Genomic DNA, 21,960 nt, shown 5'->3' with positions numbered 1-21,960 from the left:
CCAGCTTCTCTCCGGTTGACCTGTCAGCCTGCGAGTCCCCCGCGACCGAATCCTTCCGATTCTTGTTATCCTGTCTCTATTCATCCCTGTCCCGGTCCATAAATGCAGTGAAGCGCAACCATGTCTGAATCCGAAAACAGCAAGCAGCAACGCCACAAAAAACGCATGCAGGCGCGCAAGGAAATTGTCGACTCCGGCATCGCCAATGCGCTGGAGGAGCGGGGCATCGCCATCGTGTATACCGGCGATGGCAAGGGTAAAACCACCGCAGCGGTCGGCACCGTCACCCGTGCGTTGGGCTACGGCTACAAGGTCGTGGTGGGGCAGTTTATCAAGGGCGTGTGGGAGTGCGGAGAGAAAAACCTGCTTTCGCAGCTGGACCCGGAAATCTATCCACTGCAGTGGCATGAAATGGGCACCGACTTCACCTGGGAGACCCAGGATTTCGAGGCGGACAAGGCCGCCGCGTTGGCACTGTGGGAGAAACTCAAAGCCGCACTCGCAGATGAGAGCGTCTATCTGGTGGTAATGGATGAGCTAACTTACGCGCTCAACTACAAGTGGCTGGATAAAACGGAAGTAGTGGCCGCGATTCAAAACCGGCCGCGCGAGCAGAGCGTGATCATCACCGGACGCGGTGCCAAACAGTATCTGATGGATGTTGCGGATACGGTGACGGAAATGAAATCGCACAAGCATGCATTTGAAAATGGGGTTTCTGCGCGGAAAGGTGTGGAGTGGTAGCTTCACTGGAGGGGGCTCCTGCAGAGGAAAAGTTGCCCAGTAAATCCTCAGTAAGTTTGTCGAGTCTGATAAATAGATACCAGTGGCTGGTGTTGGCGGCCATAGTGTCTAGTCTCGGCTTTGTGCCAAGCACCCTGGCAACCCTGTCGAAGCTCGGGTTCGCACACCTGGTGCACGCAGTTTTTGCTATTGGCTGGATTGTAGTTTTATCAGTGCAGTTGCATTTTCTGAAGCGGGGCTGCTATCGCAATCATCGTTACCTGGGTTGGCTTTCCCTACCAGTATTCGCCGGTATGGTAGTGAGTGCGGCGTATCTTTTGTGGCTTACCGCGGTTGCTGCGTTTGAACAGGGCGCTATATTCCGGCAAGTCTACTGGGTAGATTTCGTGTTGCTGCCAGCGTCTGTCAGTTTCTTTGTGCTTGGGTTGGTCAACATCCGAAAAATGCCGTTGCACGCCGGTTATATGTGTATGACCGCGGTAGTATTGATCCCCCCGGGGCTGGGGCGATTGATCTATGTGATTTTTCTATATCCGTTGGGGCTGCCATTGGCCTGGTTTTTTGAGTTGATGGCGGTGTTGATGCTGGGGATGGCCGCTGCAATAGGAATTGCAGAAAAGTGGCGTTTACCGCCTGTGCGCTGGACGTTTGTTTTGTTGCTTATTACGTTTATCACTTCTTACTGGGTTGAGTCCCATGCGTGGTTGCAGAATTTGGTAAGGGAGTATTTTTATTTGTCTGCGACCAGTGCGCATTAAAGGTTTTGGGTTTTTCGTCAGAAATAAAAACGCCTCGATTGAGGCGTTTTTTGAAGCGGCTTGCGCCGCTTGTGAGGAGCTGGAGCTCCGCGGCCCGGGGAGCTCCATGTTTTTTTGCGCCTTACATCTTCCAGTTAAACCGCAGGCCCGCAGTGCGTGGCTGGCCCCACACGCCGTAGCCCCAGTCGGCGCCCAGGGTGTTCTGGTAGGTGAAGTACTCTTCGTTGGCCAGATTTCTGGCGAAGACTTCCAGGCTGTAGGCATCCGTTGGCGAGTGCCAGCTGACCTTGGCGTTGGCCAGGCCGTACGCGTCGTGTTTTGAATAGGGGTCGTTTTCGATTTGCAGGTAGTGATCGTCCTGCCAGGAGTAATCCCCCTGGAAAACCAGCTCTCCATTGCCTTCGAGCCCCAGGTAGTAGCGAGCCACCACGTTGTAGGTGAGGCCGGGGGCGGAGGGCAGTTCATTGCCATCCAGGGTGTAGAAGTCTCCGGCGACCCCAATCACCTGCTCCGAGTCGAACTCCGTATCCAGCCAGCCGGCGCCGGCGATGACTTCGAAGTTTTCCGTAATCGGGGCAGTCAGCTCCACCTCTGCGCCGGTACCGGTTACATCGCCGGCGTTGGTGATCACGCTGCCTTCCTCCACACTGATAAATACCTGTGCCTGGAAGTCCTGCACTGTGTAGCGAAATGCGGCTGCGTTGAGCCGGTAGACTTCGGCGAGGGTCGTTTTCAGGCCGAGCTCGAAGTTGTTGATGCTCTCCGCGCCTACCGGATCGGTGGCCAGGTCATTGCGGTTATAGCTGCCGGAAAAGCCGCCACTCTTGAAGCCGGTAGAGTAACTGGCGTAGGCCAGGGTGTCCGGTGCCGGGCGCCAGTCGAGGCCGATACGGCCGGTGATGGCCTGATCGCTCAGGTCCTTTCGGGTATCAACGGCATCCGCGTAGAAACTGGGGCCCGCATCCTGGGTAAAGTCGCGCTCTTCTTCGGTGTAGCGTAGGCCGCTCACCAGGGTCAGTGTACTGCTGAGGTCGTACTCCAGTTGTCCGAACAGGGCCCAGGAGGCGCTGTCGAGAGTGACTATCTCGCGGTGCCAGAGGCCGTCTGCGGTGGTAGGCGCTTCGGTGAGCAGGCCGCGGTCGTCTTTGTAGTAGTAAACGCCGGTCACCCAGTTGCTGCTTTCTGTACTGCCGCTGAGGCGGAATTCCTGCGTGTACTGCTCAGCGTCTACAGCATACTGCTCGTCAAACCAGACTACTGCAGTACCGTCGCCGTCGTCCTGCAGGAACTTGTCCAGCTCCTCATAGGCCGTGATCGACGTCAGGCTGAAGTTTTCGAAATCCCAGTTGAGGGTGGCAGAAGTACCAAAGGTATCGATCTTGGTGCCGAGTCCCTCCGCGGCACCGGAAGCGACGTGTTCGGGGTCGAACTTGCCGTTTACCGCCTCCGCACCAGTGAAGCCAAAGGTTGCACTGGTACAGCCGCCACGCTGAATCACCCGCACTGAACATTTATCGGCGCCAGCCTCTGCTTCCTGCAGGTAACCCATATGCGCAAAACCGACAGATTGCTGATCGGCGCTGCTGCCGTGCACGTTCAGTAGCAGGCTGCCACTTTCTGTTAGGTCAAATTCCAGTTGCGTGCGGTAGCCGAAGCTGTCGGTATCGTTGAGCTTGTCGCCGGTGACGGTGTTGGTCTGCCAGCCGTCATTCTGGGTGCTCTTGATCGCGACACGGCCGCGTACGCTGTCGGTGATCGGCCCGCTCATACTGCCTTCGAGAATACGCTCTGCATAGGAGCCGATACTGGCGCTGACATTGGCCTCAAACTCTTCGGTCGGCTTGCGGGATACGTAGTGCACCAGACCGCCCGTCGTATTGCGTCCGTAAAGGGTGCCCTGTGGACCGCGCAGTACTTCCACGCGCTCCAGGTCAAACAGCTGGATGGCGGAGCCGGCGGGATTACCGCGGTAGACGTCGTCCACGTAGATAGACACAGGCGATTCCCAGGAATCGGAGAAATTCACCAGGCTGATACCGCGCAGGCTGACCGAGGGGCTGGACGCTTCGCCGAAGATGGCGAAGAAGTTCATGTTCGGCACCTGCTGGGTAATATCCAGCCCTTCCTCAAATCCCATCTTGTCGATGGCATCGCCGGAGAAGGCACTCACGGCAACGGAGACATCCTGCATGGATTGCTCGCGCTTCTGTGCGGTGACGGTGACTTCTTCGAGGACGGATTGCTGGGAAAGGGCGGGTACGGTGCTGAACGCAGCGGTGAGGGCGATGGCACTGGCTAGCAGATTGCGCCCGGTAAACATTGTCTTTGGCTGCATTGCGTCAGAATGGTGATGGTTGCTGCGGTTTGGTGCAGGCATATTTTTCTCCTTGTGATCGCGCGTATTCCGTATAGATCCGAGCTGGATTGCACGATTGAATAGCGGGCGTCATTGCCCGGGATGCACGGTGATATTGCGTCGCCGCGTTTGTGCTGGGGTTCGATCTATAGCCGATCCCAGGAAAAAAGAGCGCCAGAATGGCAGTTCTCTGGAATTACACTACCAAAATTTACGGTTTGATCGCAATTTTGTTTCTTTGGGTGGGAGGGCAGTGGTGTTTTTGGGAATCCGGCGACGTCCATGTCGCCGACGCTTCTGAAAGCCAACGCCCGCACTTGACCTTCGTATACAGCGTTGTGCTTCGTAACAACGTTTTGATTATTTAGTTAGGCGCAGCATCAACTTCATCATTTTATTCGCCAGGTTACCGTACGGAGGCATTAGCAGCTTCAGGGGATCGAGCGGTCCCTGGTAGAACACCGGGCGCAGTTTCGAGAAGGTCAGGAAGCCCTCGTAGCCATGGTAGTGGCCCATGCCGCTCTCACCGACACCGCCGAATGGAATGTCGTGCTGGCCAACATGCAGAACCGCATTGTTCACGCTCACGCCGCCAGACATGACATGGTCGATATAGTAATCGCGCAGGTTTTTATCATTGGTAAACGGATAAATCGCCAGTGGGCGATCACCATTATTGATATAGGCCGCCACTTCCTCGCGGTTTTTGTAGGTCTTGATTGGCAGCAACGGACCGAAAATTTCCCGCTGCATGATTTCCATATCTTCGCTGACATTGATCAGCAGGTGTGCGGGGAATTTTTTCAGCGGATCTTCACGGCTACCCTGACCATCGGTCAGGTCGATAGCGGTTGCGCCTTTCTGTGTCGCGTCATCCAGGGTGTCCCAGATGCGCTGGAACGAGCGCTCGTCGATGACCGATGTGTAGTCCGAATTCTGGATGTCGGGGTAGCGTTTTTTAAATACTTTTTTCGCTTTTTCGATAAACGCGTCGACCTTGTCTTCCGGCAGTAGCAGGTAGTCGACGGTGGTGCAGATCTGGCCCGCATTGAACAGTTTCCAGAACAGCACGCGTTCGACCGCGGTATCGGTATCGTAGTCCGGGCCGACGATGGCCGGAGACTTGCCACCGAGTTCCAGTGTGACCGGCGTAAGGTTTTCAGCGGCCGCAGCCATTACTTTACGGCCGGTGGTGCCGGAGCCGGTAAAAATCAGATGGTCGAACTTGAGTTTTGAAAACTCGATGCCCACTCCGCCGGTCTCTTCGAGAAATACCAGCTTGTCCTCGGGAAAGTAGTCACCACTGATGCGCCTGAGCAGCGCAGTCAGATTGCGCGAGTTTTCCGACATTTTCACCATCGCCCGGTTGCCGGCGGCGAAGATATTGATCAGTGGTCCAAAGGACAGGTTCACCGGGAAATTCCACGGCACGATTACACCCACCACACCAAGCGGCTGTGGAATTACTTTGGTGGACGAAGTCGGGAATGCGGTGAAATCCACATGGCGACGCTGCGGCTTCATCCATTTTTTCAGGCGTTTGACGGTATCTTTAACGCCGTCCAAAGCGGGGAAAATTTCTGCAAACAGGGTCTCGTGGTGGGAGCGGTTGCCGTAGTCGGCGCTGACTGCCTCCACCAGCTCGTCCTGATGGTCGCGAATCATCTGCGCGAGAGATTTCAGGTCTTTTACCCGTTGCTGGTAGTCCGGCGCGGGATCGGCGAGATAGGCCTGACGCTGTCGCGCCAGCAGGTTCTGAAGTGCGGCGCTCTGGGCGTTGTCGCTGGTCAGTGTCTGGGTATTCATGGTGTCTCCGCAATCTGGTGTTGGGATCTATAGGTAGTTGTACCCAGAATACGAAATTTCGCCCAACAAGAGTTGACTGATTGCGTCACGAAATTGACAGATCGCGCAATCCGGCGCGCCAGTGAACGGGTCAGCCCGGGTGCTGGCGCAACCAGGCCCTGGGGCTTGCGCCCATGATGCGCTTGAACGCGCGGGTGAGGGCGCTCAACTGGCTGTAGCCCACCAGCTCGGCAATCTCCGTCAGAGAGAGATCACCCTCCAGCAGATAGGTACACACCTGCTCGATCCGGGTGCGGTCAAGCAGTTGCTGGAAGCTGGTGCCCTGCCGGCTGAGGCGCAGCTGCAGGGTGCGCGGTGCCATGTCCACGCTGTCGGCGACTTTCTCCAGGGTCACCGCGCCGCGGGGCAGCAGGTTGGTGATGGTCCACAGCAGTTGCTCCTGGAAATCGTCCAGCTGTTTCTTTTTCAGGAAGTTGTCGATCAGCCCGCGCATCGCCGGGTTGGCACCCGCCACCGGCCGTTGCAGCAGATCCGCGGGGAAGGCGACGCCATTGAAGTCCTGCCCGAAATGCACCGGACACTGGAACAGCTCACGATAGGGCGCCAGGCCACTGGCAGTTGATGGCGCCTCGCCACAGAGATACACGGCGTGCAGCGACACCGGCTCCGCCAGCAGAAAGCGGATCATGTTGAAGCCACTGGCCACCAGGTTGTCGCTGTGCTGGCGGGAATGAGCGGAGGGACCGTCGAAATCGTACTGGGAACAGAGGTAGGCGATCCGATCGCGCTCCTCCAGCCACACCTTCAGCCCCTGGGCCGTCTGCCCGATGGAGGAGGTGATGGTGTCCATGGCGTCGCGCAGGGTGGGGCACTGCTGCAGCAACAGCCCGACGGTACCCAGTGCAGAAATGTTCTGCTGCTGGGCGAGCCGGAGTCCGAATTGCGGGCAGCCGCTCAGTTGCGCTCCCAGCTCCAGCAGCTCCACCTTGGTCTCCATCGGGATCATCAGGTCCGGACGGTCCAGATAATCCGCAGGCAGGGAGAGACGCTGCAGCAGCGCTTCGACATCCACGCCGAAGCTGCCGAGCAGCGTTTTGTAACCGGTGAGCGCACTGGCGCGGACCATGGGGAGCAAGGGGCATCCTCTCGAACATCAGATCTCGAGGCATGATACCCAACCTGCCCCCACTCTTGCGATAAAGAGCGCGACAGGCGAGTCGATCTCTCTACTTGGCCTGTTGCTGTCGGGCCTCCTCCGCACTCAGTTCCGCCAGTGCCGCCAGCAGAGGCGATACGCGGGACTCACTCATTTCGCGGGTAATGTCATCCAGCTGCTGCTGCAGCTGGCTGCGCCCACCGTCCAGGTTGAGCGGCTCGTCCGGCCCCGGTGAAGACTGCAGGGGCGCCGGTAGCGGCTCCGCCACCGGTACCAGGTTCGGGGCCTCACCCGGTAGTTCCGGACTGGCCGCAGGCCGCACAAAGTCTCCGAACAGGGAGTTGGCGCGGTAGCGGCCGGTGTCTTCATCGAGCTCCAGCGGGCTGGTTTTTTCGCCGTTGGTATCGTCGCTGGTGTCGATACTGAGGTCGTTACTGAATACCCGTGACCAGTCGTTGGGATAGTGGCGACCATCCACCGGACCGAACGCGGGGTCGTAGTTGCCGCCGTTGCGGGCGCCCTGCAGGTTCGCGGAAACATCCTTCGTCTCACTGGATATCAGGCGGCCGTGCAGCTCCGGTGCCATCCGCTCCCATTCCCGCGGCGGGTAGATGTACTCGGGGAACAGTTGTGACAGGGTAATGTTGTCGACAAGAGCGTTGTTCTCAATTTCGGTTTCATCGGAATCGGTATTGTCGACGAGATTCTGATCGGGCCCGTTGTCGCCGTCGTCGGTAATCGTGACCGTGTTGCCGATCTGTTGCACGGTTGAAGCCAGCGGATAGTCGATGGTAACCGCGAAGGTGATGCTGCCTTCTTCACCCGGTGCCAGGGTGCCCACATCGAACGTGAAAGTATCACCGTTCTGCACCCAGCCCGGTGTGGAGTTGGCGGCATCGAAGCTCGTGTTGGGTGGCAGGGTTTCCGTGATGACCACGCCATTGGACGTGGCGGTGCCACGGTTGCCATAGGTCAAGGTATAAACGAGGGTGTCTGTGGGTTCGGGGACTGCACCGTTATCGTCCTTGTCGATAAACAGATCCACGTAGGTGATCTCGAGGTCTTCCCTGTCGCGGTTGTTTTCCGGTGTCGGGTCGCCACCGTTATTGCCGTCATCCTCGACCACGACGGAGTTTGTCTGGGTCGGGATGTTGGTGGGTACCGACTCATTGACTACGCCGCTCAGCGTCAGGGTGACAGTTTCACCTGCGGCGAGGTCGCCAATGTTCCAGGTTACGGTGCCGGCGGCGAGATCGATCACGCCGCCGTCGCTGGCAACGAAAGAATTGAACAGGCTGGTATCGGGCAGTGTGTCTGTGACCACCACGCCGGTGCCGTCCTGGTTCCCTTCATTGCTGACCACGATGGTCCATTCGACGGGGTCACCGGGGTTGGCGGGATCCTCGAAGTTTTCGATCTTGTCGATCACATAATCCGGTCGTCCGTCGATGGGGGTGACTTCATCGTCTTCGTTATCGATCAGCTCCTGATCCGGGCCCTGGGTGCCGTCGTCCTCGATGCCGGCACTGTTGCTGGTCTGTTCCACACCGGCGGGAATGGGGTCATCGATGATTACCGCAAACTCCACGCTGCCGGTCTCGCCAGCGGCAAGGTTACCGAGGTCCAGAGTGAATGTGCCATCGCCCTGGTCTACCCAGCGCGCATCGGAATTGGCTGCGTCGAAGCTGGCGTATTCCGGCAGGGATTCGGTGATCACCACGCCGGTGGCATCGGCGGTGCCGTTGTTGGCGTAGTTGAGGGTGTAGACCACGGTGTCGCCGGGCTCGGCCGGGTTGTCCGCATCGATGCCACCATTGTCCTTGTCGATGGCGAGGTCGACGTAGACGATATCGAGGTCTTCATCGTCGCGGTTGTTTTCCGGGGTCGGGTCCTCGCCATTGTTGCCGTCGTCTTCCACGACCACCGAGTTGGTCTGGGTGGGAATATCAGTGGGGACGGATTCGTTGACGATAGCGCTGAGGGTCAGGGTGACCGATTCGCCGGCGGCGAGATCGCCGATATCCCAGGTGACGGTGCCGGCATCGAGGTCGATCACACCGCCATCACTGGCGGTGAAAGAATTGAACAGGCTGGTGTCGGGCAGTGTGTCGGTGACCACCACGCCGGTGCCATCCTGGTTGCCCTCATTGCTGACCACGATGGTCCACTCGATGGTGTCACCGGGATTGGCCGGATCGTCGAAATTCTCGATCTTGTCGATCACGTAATCCGGCTGCGCGATGATCGGGGTGGTGTCGTCATCGTTATTGTTTTCTAGGTTCTGGTCCGGTCCGCGCCCCTCGTCATAAGATATTTCGGTCTCGTTAAACACTTCTTCCACGCCCGCCGGTAGCGGCTCGTCGACGATCACGGTAAAGCTGACGCTGCCGTTCTCACCGGGATCGAGTGTGCCCACGTTGATGGTGATGGTGCCATCGTCCTGCACTACCCAGCCCGGATCGGAGTTGGCGGCATCGAAGGTGGTGTTGTCGGGCAGGGTCTCTGTGATGACCACATTATCCGCCAGTGCCGAGCCGATATTTCCGTAGTTGAGGGTATAGGTGACCGATCCACCGGGGGTGGTGGTGATGCCACCGTCGTCCTTGGCGATGAAGAGGTCCACTTCGGTAATGTCAAACGGCTCGGTATCGGTGTTGTTTTCCGGAGTCGGATCTGGGCCATTGGTGCCATCGTCGGTGACTTCTACCGAGTTCACCTGCTGTGGCACACGCGGCGGTACATTCTCATCGACGGTGGTGGTCAGTGTGAGGGTGACACTTTCACCAACTGCCAGGTCGCCGATATCCCAGGTGACGGTGCCGGCGTCGAGGTCCACCACGCCGCCGTCACTGGCAGTAAAGCCCGCAGAAAAATAATCACCGGTGGGCAAGGTGTCGGTGACCACCACCCCGGTGCCGTCCTGGTTACCCTCATTGGTGACGACTATGTCCCAGCTAATGGTTTCACCGGGGAAGGCGGGATCGTCAAAGTCCTCAATTTTGTCGATGACATAATCGGGCCGCCCGTCGATCGGGGTGACCTCGTCATCGTCGTTGTCTTCGAGGTTCTGGTCCGGGCCCTTGTCGCCGTCGTCCTCAATGCTGGTGGTGTTGCTGGTTTCCTCCACGCCGCTGGGAATGGGGTCGTCGATAATGACCGCAAACTCGACGCTGCCGGTTTCGCCGGCGGCCAGGTCGCCCACATCGAAGCTGAAGGTACCGTCGCCGTTGTCGACCCAGCCGGCGGTGGAACTTCCCGCATCGAACGTGGCGTAATCCGGCAGGGACTCGGTAATGACCACACCGGTGGCATCGGCGGTGCCGTTATTGGCATAGTCCAGCGTGTAGACCACAGTATCGCCCGGCTCCGCGGTAATCCCGGCATCGTCCTTGTCGATGGCGAGGTCGACATAGGCGATGTCGAAGTCCTCATCGTCGCGGTTGTTGTCCGGGGTGGGGTCCGGGCCATTGGTTCCATCGTCATCCACCACTACCGAGTTGGTCTGGGTGGGAATATCGGTGGGGACGGATTCGTTGACGATAGCGCTGAGCGTCAGGGTGACAGTCTCGCCCACGGCCAGATCGCCGATATCCCAGGTCACGGTACCGGCGTCGAGGTCGATCACGCCGCCGTCACTGGCGGTAAAGGAATTGAACAGGCTGGTGTCGGGCAGGGTGTCGGTAACCACCACACCGGTACCGTCCTGGTTGCCCTCGTTGGTGACTTCGATGGTCCACTCGATGGTGTCACCGGGATTGGCCGGATCCTCGAAGTTCTCGATCTTGTCGATCACGTAATCCGGTGCCGCCTCCAGTGGGGTGACATCGGTATCGGTGTTGTCCTCCGGTGTCGGGTCCGGGCCATTATCCTCGTCGCCATCGATGGAGACGGTATTGTTGGTTTCCTCGACGCCGGAGGGCAGCGGGTCGATCACGGTCACGATCAGCTGTACCGAGCCGGTCTCACCGGCGGCCAGGTCGCCGATATCATAGGTCAGGGTGTCGCCATTCAATACCCAGCCGGGGTTGTCCGCGGGATCGTAGATCACGTAATCCGGCAGGCTTTCCGTGATCACCACCCCGGTGGCGTCGACGGTGCCGTTGTTGCCGTAGTTGATGGTGTAGGTGATGGTGTCGCCGGGCGCCGCCGGGTTGTCGACATCGATGCCGCCATCATCTTTGTCCACGAACAGGTCCACCGCGCCGATCTCCGCGGTGATCTCGTCACTGTCGTCATACTCCCGCTCGATATCGCTGTCGTCACCGCCTTCCGGAGTGTCGAGGCTGCTGTATTCAATATCGGCGGTATTGGTGATTGTCTGCCCGATCGCGGCCAGGTCGGTGGTGACACGGGCGTCCACGGTGATGGTGATCACCGTGGACGGGTCAATTTCACTGACTTCCAGCGACAGCAGGTTATCGGTGGAGTTATCGACAATGGTGGGGGAGCCACCGGTGACGTCGATTTGGATATTTTCCACCCCGGACAGATAGGGCGGCAGCAAATCCTCGATGGTGACATCGTAGGCGTGCGCGCCACTGGCGGGGTCCAGTTGCACGGTGAGCTGGAAGGTGGCGATGCCGCCGAGGACGAGCGGCGTATCGCTCAGGAGTTCCTTGTCGATATTCAGCAGCGGCTCGACCACGTCGACCGAGGCGCTGTCACTGATGCTCGCATCGTCGGTGCCATCGCCGTCGGTGTCGTAGTCCAGGGTGGCGTCGTTGGAGAGGGTGACACCATCCACATTGCTGGGAATGTCCGTGACCCGCAACCGGTAGGTGATGGTGATGGTTTCGTCGGTGGCGTTGTCCGTATCGGTATTGACCAGGGTGCCGAAATCAAAGCCCACGGTGTTGTTGTCGGGGTCATTGATGGTGGTGAGGTCGTCCGGATCAAACTGGATGGCATCGGGGTCACTGACCGTGACGCCCACCAGGTCGATGAACTCGAAACCCGGACCGTACACGTCGGTAATCTGTCCGGCCAGTGAAGCCTCAGGCACGGTCAGGGTAATCGAGAAGGTGACGATTTCGCCGATGGTGGCTTCGGTGTCGTCGTTGAGGCTGTCATTCTGCGACGTCGATACCAGGACTTTGTCAATTTGCGGCGCGGTGACCATGATATCCACGCTGTCGCTGGTGGCGTAATCATCGAGCGCACCACCCTCGCCATCCTCGCCGGTGCGCTCACCCTCAACATCGCCATCGAGGCTGGTCCAGTCGCCTTCTGCGGTATTGGTGATGGTGCCACCGGCAATGGTGTCAGTCAGTGTGCCGTTGATCGTAATGGTGATTGTGGTACCCGGGATGATGTCCAATTCCGCCTGGGGATCAATCGTCAGCTGGTTGGTAACAGGGTCATAGGTGAAAAAGCTGGTGACATCGGATGTTCCTCCGCCCAGCTCCAGTGTCGCACTGAAGGTGACGTTGGTCAGTTCCTCCGGCAATTGGTCGGCAAAAGAAATATCGTAGGCCGTGGTGCTGCTGCCGTCATCGGGATTTGTCAGGGTGATGGTGTAACTGACCGCATCGCCATTATCACCCTGGGTAATACTCGCGCTCTTGTCGATGAGAAGCTGTGGCTCGATCACGGTTACGGTGGTAGAGGCCTCGGAAGTGCCGTCATCGGTAATAAACTGGGCGTTGTTGGTCAGCTCCACGCCGGCCTGATTCGACACTTCATTGGTAACTCGCACGGTATACACGAGGGTGATCAGATCGGGTACATCGTCCGTGCCGATATTGGCGATGGTCGCGCTGCCAAAGTCGAGGGTGGTGGTGCCGTCACCATTCTCTGTCACTGTGGGTGCACCAAATCCGTCGGGGGGAGTGATCACAAGGTCGTCGCCGAGGATGATTTGATCAAAGCTGACGAATTCCATCCCGGCCGGCAGTGTATCCAGAATCTGGGCATTGAATACGACACCTTCCGGTACTTCAAAGCTCGCCTGGTAGGTGACTTCCTCGCCGATCACCGCCTCCGTGCGTCCGTTGAATTCATCTTCAACGGAGCTGCTCACAATACTTTTGCCGGCTTCCACACTTGCAATGGTGAATTGCGCGCTGCCATCGGTTTCATAATCGTTCGGCTCCCCGTCGGCACCGTCCTCACCGGTGCGTTCGTTGGGGTCATCGCCGTCGATGCTTTCCCAGTCAACGGTGCCGGTATTGATGACGTCGGTGCCGAGGATGGGATCGTCGATCACGTTGGCATCGATCACCAGCGTCAGGGTGTCGCCCAGCAGCAGATCAAAGGTGGCGTCGGGTGCCATCTCGATGGTGTTGCCATTCACCACAAACAGGCTGGACACATCTGTATCAACACCGTTCACCGTGAGGGTGGCACTGGCCAGAGATGCGTTGGTCAGCTCGGGTGGCAGGGTATCTATGAAGGTTGCATCGAAGGCATCGGTATCGGAAAAGCCGGAGTGGGAAATCACAATGGTGTATTGCACCGGATCACCGGCGTCGATAATCGGATCAGTACTGGACACGGACTTGTCCACCTGCAGATCCGGCTCGATCACGGTGACGTTTTCAGCCGAGTCGGTGTCATTGACGGTAGGGTTATCGATACCGTCGGCGGTAGTGTCCCAGATAAAATCGGCACTGTTGTTCAGTTGGTCCCCACTCTGGTTGACCACATCGTTGGCCACCAGCACTTCATAGGTAATGGTGATGGTCTCGGCAACGGTATTGTCGCGGTTGATATTGTTCAGATCACCGAGATCAAAAATCACCTGCTGGCCATTGATCGTTGGTGCAAGGCCTTCGGGGGTGAGAGGTACGGTCGATGTGAGGTCACTGGACGACGTAGTGACGTCGGTGATGCCGAGGAACACCAGGCCATCGTCCAGGGTATCCACAATACTCGCCGACGGGCTGACGCCCTCGGCGATCGTGAGTGTGAGGGTGTAGGTGATGACCTCACCGATCACCGCTTCGTCATCAGCGTTGTTGGGGCTGTTGATACTGGTTCCATCCAGCGTTTTACTTACGTCATTTTCACGCAGGGTTACCGTGGCATCGTCCTGCCAGTTGATATTGGTATTGCCCTCGGTGTAATCGTTGCCCTCATCGACACCGCCATATTCCTCGACGGTCGCTGTGTTTTCGATAATCTGCCCTGGCTGCACGGCATCGGTGGCGATCAGATCGTAGGTGATGACAATGATGTTGCTGCCGTCGGTGGTGGGGCCAGTGTCGGGATCACGCCCTTCATTGAGAGCGCCATCTTCTGTGGACGGGTCGTCCAGGGTTATCCCGCCGCTGAACAGGTCGCCGGAAAAACTGATGGGCGTGCCGTCACCGGTGAACACCTGCAGGTTGATTCCACCCGGTGGAATTTCAAAACCGTCCGGCAGGGTGTCGCCGATCACCAGGTTGAAGGCGTCGGAACCGCCGGTATTCTCCAGCGTAATCGCGAAGCGCACGGTATCGCCGGCGTCTACCTCGCTGAGGTTGGAGTCGATGGGTGACGTGTCCAGACTGTCGCTGGTGATATCCCCGGTCCAGGGTGCACTGCCGTCACCGGGGGTGCCGGCCGGGTCGAAGGTCACCGGGCCGGTAACGGTTGGGTCAAACACACCACTGCCATCATCGGTGCCGATCACGCCCTTGGTGATATTGACTTCTGGTGACACCACTTCAATCTGGATACCGTCCGGTGGCAAAGTTGATGTTGTATCGGTGCCATTGACGGTGACCTGCGAGACGTTGGTCAGGAACAGCCCATCGGTAAATGGCTGGTCCTGCACTTGCACGGTAAACAGCAGTTGCACGGTGCCGCCGATGGACTCTACCTGATCAATGGGCAGGAATTCCCAGGTGATGGAGTTATTGACGGAATCGGCACTGGTGGTAACAGAGAAGTCTTCGAGATAGCCATCGGGCCAGTTGTCAAAATCCGTGGCGGGGCCGAAGCCCCATTCGCCAACGCCGGGTATCGTTGCGCCCTCGCCAGTGTCGGTGAAGGTGGGGGCGATAGCCTCGAATACCGGCAGCGGCAGATAGTCGGTAATCACCAGACCATTGTTGTCCAGAGTAGTGAGATCGATATCAATGGCGAAGGTGACCGTGTCGCCGACGGCTACAGTCAGGTCTTCGGGATTGGTGGTGCCATCAATGGCGTAGACACTCTTGTTGCTGCTGATGCCCTCGATCTGGACACTAGCGCCGCTACCGTTATCGACCTCCTCACCGTTGACGGATTCCGCGGTGCCGCTCACGTTGGCCTGGTTGCTGATGACGTCGAGAATATTTACCGGTTCGCCGGTGGCGAGGTAGGTCTCGCGGATGGTGGCTTCGTAGGTAATGGTAATGGTGGTGGTGCCCTGGGTGATATCGTCCGCAAACAGGTCGCCAATCAGGCTGCCGTCGCTGATGCTTCGGTCGATCAGTTCCTGGGACAGATCGATAGTGATATCGGTACTGCCGTCGCCGGCATTTTCCACGACCGAGGTATTGCCGGCACCCAGGGCGTCGGGGCCGAAGGTGGTACCGTTGACGAAGAGTTCAAAGGTAAAGGAGTCCGGGTCTATCTGGATGCCGTCCTGCATGGTGTCCACCAGGACCAGGTTTGCCAGCTCCATATAGTCCGAGACCTGCATCGTCAGGGTGTACTGCAGGCGGTCGCCGGGGGTGGTGCCCTCACCACCGTTGTCCTCGATCACCGTAACGCCTTTCTGCAGGGCGGTGGCAGTGGCGGTGATCACCTCATTGTCACTATCGCTGATGCCATTGCCGTTGTAATCGCCGGTGACGCTGGCGGTATTGCGCACCGCATCATTGGCGGCATCGCCGACTACGATGGGGTTACCGTTGGCATCGACGTCCGGCACATAGCCGGTGTAGGTGATGACAATGTCACCACCGCCCTCGACGCCGGTTACCGGGTTGAGTAGTTCGACGATCAGTTCCGCGTCATTGTTGGCGCCCTCGGGGGGCTCGGTGAGGGTGTAGTCGACCCCTTCCTGAAGCGTGTTGCCGCCGGAGTCGGTAACTGTCACGTTGCCCGGCAGGTAATAGAAATTGTTCGGCACCTGCTCGGTAATGACCAGATTCTCCACCGTCGACAGGTTGGCGATATCCACACTCACCTGCCAGGTTACCGGCTCGCTGGGGCCGGTGACCGTCTCGCCCTCACCGATAGAGTTGTTGTCGCCATCCCCATCCTGCGCCACCTTGACCACGTCGATCACCGTGGGGGTGACGGAGGTTTCGATAGGGTTGGAAATAATGGGTGGATCATCATCCGGGTTGTTCAGCGGATCGTTGCCAAAAGCAAAACCCGGGCGCACCCAGATCGGAATAGGTACCCCGACCATCGCTCCGGCCGCCTCGTCCAGCAGTGCGGAAATGCTGAAATCGAAACTTGGCTGATCCGGGGTGAAGGAGCCGAACGGAAGCTGGATTGCATACCAGGTGGCGCCTTCCTCGCCGGGAGGCAGGGGAATGGCGCCGGTCTGGTTGAAGTCGAAGGGGTGGAACTCCACCGGATTGCCGCCACTGTCCACCCACTGCCCGTTCTCGTAGGTGTAGGTTTCCACGTTCGCCCCGGCGAGGCCGCTGACGCTCTCGATTTCCAGCCCCGGCCCGGTCACAATATCGACGAAGGGGCCGTAGCCGGTGGTATCCCCATCGTTGTCGAAGGAGAAACCGATATCCGTGGATTCATTGATAAAGTCTTCGCTGGGGGCATCCACCGTCGCGGTGGGCGTGGCCACCATCAGGCCTTCCCAGGTGCCCTGCAGCAGTTGCGAAAACACGATATCGGTTTCCACATCCCCTTGCTGTTGCTCCAGCTCCCAGTCGCCACCGCGCAGCGCGCTGCCGGTGGCATCGTCCGAGGCCGCTACATCGGCGCCGGTGAGACTGGCCAGCTGATCAATAAATTTTTCTCCGGTCAGGCTATAACCCGTGTTACAGCCGTACAGCAGGATATCGGCATCGGCGGTCAGGCTGTTGGCCCAGCTCTGCAACTGCGCACTGTGGTCACTACCGCTTTCCCCGGCCAGTGATGCGAGAGATAGTGCATCGCCCCCCACATCAATGCCACCGGCACCACCGTGCGATACCAGGTGTATCGCATCGAAGGCCTGCCCACTGTCCTGCAGAAACTCGGTTACCGTATTGAGCCCGTCGTCAATATCCAGTGCCAGCAGGGTGATACTGCGTTCACCTATCGTAAGCTGCAGGGAATCGCCATTTTCAGTAACTTCCGTGGCCTGCTGGATCAGGTCATCCACCAGAGCCTGGGCTTGATTCAGCTGCAGGTCGATTACCACCAGCTCGGTTTTGGCTGCGGTGTCGCTTTCCAGTATTTCCGAGAACAGTTTTTTCGTATCACTCTGTTCGTCGTTATGCTTGTTCAGCACCGCGGTGTTTTCGTCGCCGCTATCGATCGTTCCGGTATCGCCTGCCGGGCCGCTGTCGTTGCCCGCGTGGCTGACATCGGCGGCAAAGGAGGCATCCAGTAAAACCCGTTTTTCCAGGGCTCGGTGCTGACTGGTGAGCCGGCGGCCCTGCTGGTTGATGACCTGTGCCAGGGATGATCTGGAAAACTCGTTGAGTTCCATGGGATACCTCTTTCCTTGCGGTACATATTGGTCATCGTCCTGATGACCGAAAAATAAAATACGATCCACCGTCAGGCGTTACACGCCGCTTTCACGGATTAAAACGCCGGCAATGCGCTGTGTCAGTAGCTGCGCCAGACTCACCGGTTCACCGAGCAATACCAGGTGGCCGGTACGTTGTGCGGCAACGGGCTTTTCCGTCTCCGCGGTAAAGTCGAACGTGATCAGATGCAGTGCCTCGGCCGAGCGTCGGTTCTCTTCCGGTACTGTCTGCAACGGTCCGCCGAAAGCCGAAGCCAGCGCCGGGTCCTGAATGCGCCGCGAGGCGATTTCCTCGATGGCACGCACCGTAACCGGTACCGGCTGCCACTGCCCGCGTATAAACAGGTGTCCGCGGTGGACATGATTTGCTTCGGAAGATTGCAGGCGCGCAGCCTGCTGGGTTTCGGCATATGCGCGCCCGCATATGCTGTCACGAGCTGCAATGGTTACAAACGGTTGGTTCAGGTCCAGGAATTGATTGGGATGCAACCCGGGTAAGGTCCAGTCGACAGTGCCGGCGACTTTGGCTTTCACCTGTAATTGCTGTTGTTCGGTTTCCAGCGTGCGCAGCAGCTGCTGCTTGCTGAGCAGGTCTTGCAGGTAGACACCGTTCAGTGCATCGAGGCTTTCCGCAAAACCATCACTGTTTTGGCGGCGCTTGAGCAGCGCCAGCTCTGCCCGGGTTCGGGTGATGCGGTATTCCAGTTCGTCGTTGTGGAACTGGGCGATGATCTGGCCGGCACTTACCGGATCGCCGCGCTGCACCATTAGAGATTGCAAGGTCGCCCCGGCCGGCGCCATGGCTTTCTGTTCCTGCGCAAAGTGCGTGGCTGCGGGTATTTGCACCGGCCAGGGCAGGGGGATCACCAGCACGGCAAGCAGTATGCCCAGGGTGAGCAAGACACCCGGTCGGAACATGTGAAGCCATTGAAAGGCTCGCTCGTGAAGGAGCGGGCCCCGGCCTGGGGATTCATTCATGGTGCTGGCCTTTTCCGCAGATGGGTTGGTATCGCCAAATCGCAGTTGCTTTTGTTCCCTGAGGTGCGCCAGGAAGCTGCTGATCTCCCGATAGCTGGGGATGACCAGCAACAGTCCGATACACAGCAAAAAAATAACCGCACCGGCCGCTTTGAACAGCAATTGATAGGCGGCATAACTGATCAGCGTGAACACCATCAGCCGGTAAATCAGGCTGGCGAGCCCGAAAAGTACCAGTAGATTCTGTCTGCGGCCGCCGGATAACTTGTGTGAGCGCAGCAGCAGTGACCACAGCCAGTGGCGCAAGGTGGTGTTTGCGGTCTGCTGCAGGTTTTTCTCGCGGGTGTAATCACTCAACAGGTAGTAGCCATCAAACTTCATCAACGGGTTCGCGTTGATCATCAGCGTGGTAATCAGCGAGGCGGTGAACAGGTAAAACATGAGTGCGCGCAGCGGGCCGTCGTCCAGCAGGCACCAGGTCAGCGCGGCCACAACACCGAAGGTCATTTCAAAGGTGACACCGGCGGCGGAGATATGCAGGCGTGCCTTGCGCGGCAGGCGCCAGGCGTCGGTGATTTCACTGAACATGATCGGCATCAGCGCAATCAGACCGACCCCTACACTGTTGGCGCGGATACCATAGTGCCGCGCCACGCTCGCGTGGCCGAGCTCGTGAACCAGGCTGAGCAGCAGGTAGCACGCAAAAAATATCAGCGCGCCCACCGGGTTCCAGCTGGCATCGAAATAGGCGATAAATTCGGGCCAGTGCTGTCCGACCGAGAGTGCACTGAACAGTGCGGCCAACAACAGCGCAGCGTAAAACCACGGCTGGCCGGTACAGCGGGCGAGGGGAAGTAGCAGGCGGCTACTCAGGTCGGGTACAAATAATGGCCGGCGCCAGAACAGGCTCTTTTGAAGTTGCTGCAGCCGCTTCTGGCCGGGGCTGACCGAGCCCAGCTTCGCGGAGAGGGCGGCGCTGTCGGTCTGCAGTAATTCATTGTCAGTAATAAAGCGCACCACGGACTCCACCTGTCGTGGATCGATTGCGCAGCCTTGCTGCTGTGCGATGGCCGCCGCGATTTTCTCGGCACTACCGCAATCCCATAGTTGCAGTACCAGCAGCTCCAGTTCGCCCAGTTCCAGGTACTGGCCGCGCAGCGGATCGTAGAGCAACCAGGTTTCACCCTGCGCGTCATCTTCCCCGGCGCGGTGAAATTGCAGATCGGTGCGCAGGGGCGGCCAGCAGGGTCGCGCTTCCTGAGCGGACGCAGATGGAGTTTGCTCCTCGGGCTGACTGGTGTAGCTCTGGCTCTGCACGTTACTCGGTTACCTCTTCAGGGGTGTCTAAACCCCGATCCAGCGACGGGCGGAGGCCAGTGGTCGGCGCAGCAGATAGTAGATCAATGGCACCCGCGCACCGTACACGCGGGCGTGCCCACGGGTGTTGATGCGCACTTGCGGCTGATCCTGATGGATTCTCGCCAGCAGGCGATAACTTGCGGGAAGGTTTTCTCCTTCACTGGTGAGCAGGCTGTGATAGTGCAGCTCGCCTTCAATGGGGGAGAGTGGGTCCGATTCTGCATAGAAAACCGTGCGTGCGTTTCGGGGCAGGTTGATGGCGTCGTTGGTGGGCAGGTCGATCTGGATCTGGCGTGCGGCAGGCTGCACGATTTCCATCACTTTTTCCCCCGCCCGAATACGCCGGCCTATCCACTCCGCCGGCTCGGTGTAAATCGCGACACCGGTTGCGGGTGCGCGTACCCGGGTTTTGTCCAATTGGGCCTGCTGGAAGTCGAGGTCCAGGGTGCGGATGGAAAGGTCGGTTTCCGCCTCCGCCAGTTTGTGACCGGCAGACGCCTGCTGAAAATTGTATTGGCGGGTCATTCGCAGGCGCTCGGTATAGAGCGCGATTTCCTGCTGCACCCGGTCTATTTCGGCGCTGACCTCGGCGTCCTCAAGGGTAAACAATAGCTGGCCGCTTTGAACCGAGGCATTCGGCGGAATGTTGATTTCCCGAATCACGCCATCGGTGCGCGCAGACACAATGCGGGGCTCGATGGCGGCGAGGGTGGCCGGCGCCAGCACGCTCTGGCGTACGGGAATCAGGCATACCGCCGCAATGACGGCGGCTGTCACCAGTGGCCGGCGGGCGAAAAATCTTCTGAATGAAAAACGCTTCGCGCCCCGAAGGGCAAGCAGGGATTGGCGCACCGCAGCGCCGAGTTCCCGCAGAATTTCCAGTTCCTGTTCGGACATGCGCCGCGGGCGCAGTACCGCCAGGCAGCCGAGTGCGTCGCCGCCACCGTTGAGCGGCAGCAGTGTCAGGAAATGGGTATTTATTTCTTTGTCTGAATCTGCCTGTTCGCCGGCGCTGGCGATTTCCACCTGCAGCGGGGCCTGCTTCTGCGCACTGGGAATATTCTTGAGGACCAGGCGGCGCCAGTGTTGTGCCTCGCTACTGGTGGCGTCCACGCTGCTGACGTTGGACGCGGCGGTCAGTTTCAGCTGTGGCCCGGAAAAAAACAGGCAGGCGTCAAAGGCCAACAATATCTGGCTGTCGGTACAGGCGATGCGCGCAACCTGATCCTCGCTGGTGGCGGTGCGCAGCTTTTTTTCCAGGGCGAGAAAGCCGTTGAGTTTTTCCAGCAGCCTTGCGTCCACGTCAGTTGGCCCCGCGGCTGGTTTTTTTGTCGGAGCCATCGGCGAGCAGGTCTGCGGTGTTATCCCGCAAACGGAAACGCGCTTCACCGCTCATGCCGGAGATGAGTAGTATCGAAACGGGAGCACTGTCGGCTTCGTGTTCAATTTTTCCGATCACACGCACGGTGCGCGTGACCGGGTCTACCACGGGGACGATCCGCTGCAGGGTTGCGGAATATTCGTGGCCGGTTTCGTTAATGGTGACCTGAAACTGGTCGCCCAGCGACAGCTTGGCGAGCCAGCCCGAGGGAATAATGGCTTCCACCTCCAGCCCCCGGTTATCCACCAGTTCGAAAAGCGGCGCACCCACCTCGGCGCGCTGGTGCGGCTCCACCGTGCGACTTATCACATAGCCATCGAACGGTGCGAACACGCTGCACTGGCTGTGGCGGTGGGTCAGGACCTTGGCATTGGCGGTTGCCTCGGCGAGCTGGGCTTCGCTCTGCACCATTTCCAGTTCGCTGATATTTCCTCCCAGCTGCCGCAGGGAAATATTGGCGTCCAGCTGGCGGCGGGCGAGTGCACGTTGTGATGCGGCACCTTCCAGTTCTGCTTTCAATTCGGTGCAGTCAAAACGGGCGAGTAGGTCCCCCTCGCTGAAGCGGTCGCCGGCACGCACGCGCACATCAATAATACGCGCGGCCAGTTCGCTGGAAATTTGTACCCGGCTGAGGGCGTTGAGTTTGGCGGGGGCAGTTTCCCCCTGGCCGCGGTTGTGGTTCTGCCCCTGGCTCTGTGCCTGGACAAAACTACTGGCACATACCAGGGACACGCATGTCAGGCACGCGGCCACCCGGGGAAAAATACGAAATTGCATCACGGTTACCACTAATACATCTACCAC

General features: G+C 58.8%; 9 protein-coding genes. 2 read left to right on the top strand and 7 right to left on the bottom strand.

Annotated features, from left to right (window positions below):
- Positions 1–120: 120 nt before the first annotated feature.
- Both cobO and GTQ55_RS15710 read left to right on the top strand, forming a co-directional pair.
- Complete coding sequence (gene cobO, locus GTQ55_RS15715) at positions 121–744, top strand: cob(I)yrinic acid a,c-diamide adenosyltransferase (protein WP_161859580.1); 624 nt, start codon at positions 121–123, stop codon at positions 742–744.
- Positions 738–1,502 carry a hypothetical protein gene (locus GTQ55_RS15710; protein ID WP_161859579.1) on the top strand — a complete coding sequence of 255 codons (765 nt, stop codon included), beginning with the start codon at positions 738–740 and terminating at the stop codon, positions 1,500–1,502. The genes cobO and GTQ55_RS15710 overlap by 7 nt, the downstream gene beginning before the upstream one ends.
- Before the next feature lie 121 nt (positions 1,503–1,623).
- Here GTQ55_RS15710 and GTQ55_RS15705 read toward each other — a convergent pair whose 3' ends face one another.
- The 7 genes from GTQ55_RS15705 to GTQ55_RS15675 form a co-directional block, all read right to left on the bottom strand.
- The gene (locus tag GTQ55_RS15705; protein WP_161859578.1) at positions 1,624–3,879 is read right to left on the bottom strand and encodes a TonB-dependent receptor; all 2,256 of its coding nucleotides are present in this window, start codon (positions 3,877–3,879) and stop codon (positions 1,624–1,626) included.
- A gap of 339 nt (positions 3,880–4,218) precedes the next feature.
- The gene (locus GTQ55_RS15700) at positions 4,219–5,664 is read right to left on the bottom strand and encodes a coniferyl aldehyde dehydrogenase (protein ID WP_161859577.1); all 1,446 of its coding nucleotides are present in this window, start codon (positions 5,662–5,664) and stop codon (positions 4,219–4,221) included.
- Between the two features lie 130 nt (positions 5,665–5,794).
- Positions 5,795–6,790, bottom strand: a complete 996-nt coding sequence (locus GTQ55_RS15695) for an AraC family transcriptional regulator (RefSeq protein ID WP_237567934.1) — start codon at positions 6,788–6,790, stop codon at positions 5,795–5,797.
- A 100-nt stretch (positions 6,791–6,890) separates the two neighbouring features.
- Positions 6,891–17,396 carry an isopeptide-forming domain-containing fimbrial protein gene (locus GTQ55_RS15690; RefSeq protein WP_161859575.1) on the bottom strand — a complete coding sequence of 3,502 codons (10,506 nt, stop codon included), beginning with the start codon at positions 17,394–17,396 and terminating at the stop codon, positions 6,891–6,893.
- A gap of 78 nt (positions 17,397–17,474) precedes the next feature.
- Positions 17,475–19,733: a biotin/lipoyl-binding protein gene (locus GTQ55_RS15685; RefSeq protein WP_161859574.1), complete on the bottom strand. Its 2,259-nt coding sequence runs from the start codon at positions 19,731–19,733 to the stop codon at positions 17,475–17,477.
- 27 nt (positions 19,734–19,760) lie between these two features.
- Positions 19,761–21,077 (bottom strand): efflux RND transporter periplasmic adaptor subunit, encoded by a 1,317-nt coding sequence (locus GTQ55_RS15680; protein WP_161859573.1) that lies wholly within the window; start codon positions 21,075–21,077, stop codon positions 19,761–19,763.
- A gap of 1 nt (position 21,078) precedes the next feature.
- Positions 21,079–21,933: an efflux RND transporter periplasmic adaptor subunit gene (locus GTQ55_RS15675; protein WP_161859572.1), complete on the bottom strand. Its 855-nt coding sequence runs from the start codon at positions 21,931–21,933 to the stop codon at positions 21,079–21,081.
- Positions 21,934–21,960 lie beyond the last annotated feature (27 nt).

The organism is Microbulbifer hydrolyticus, assembly GCF_009931115.1.
Taxonomy (GTDB): Bacteria; Pseudomonadota; Gammaproteobacteria; order Pseudomonadales; family Cellvibrionaceae; genus Microbulbifer; species Microbulbifer hydrolyticus.
This window is presented reverse-complemented; position numbering and strand designations above follow the sequence as displayed.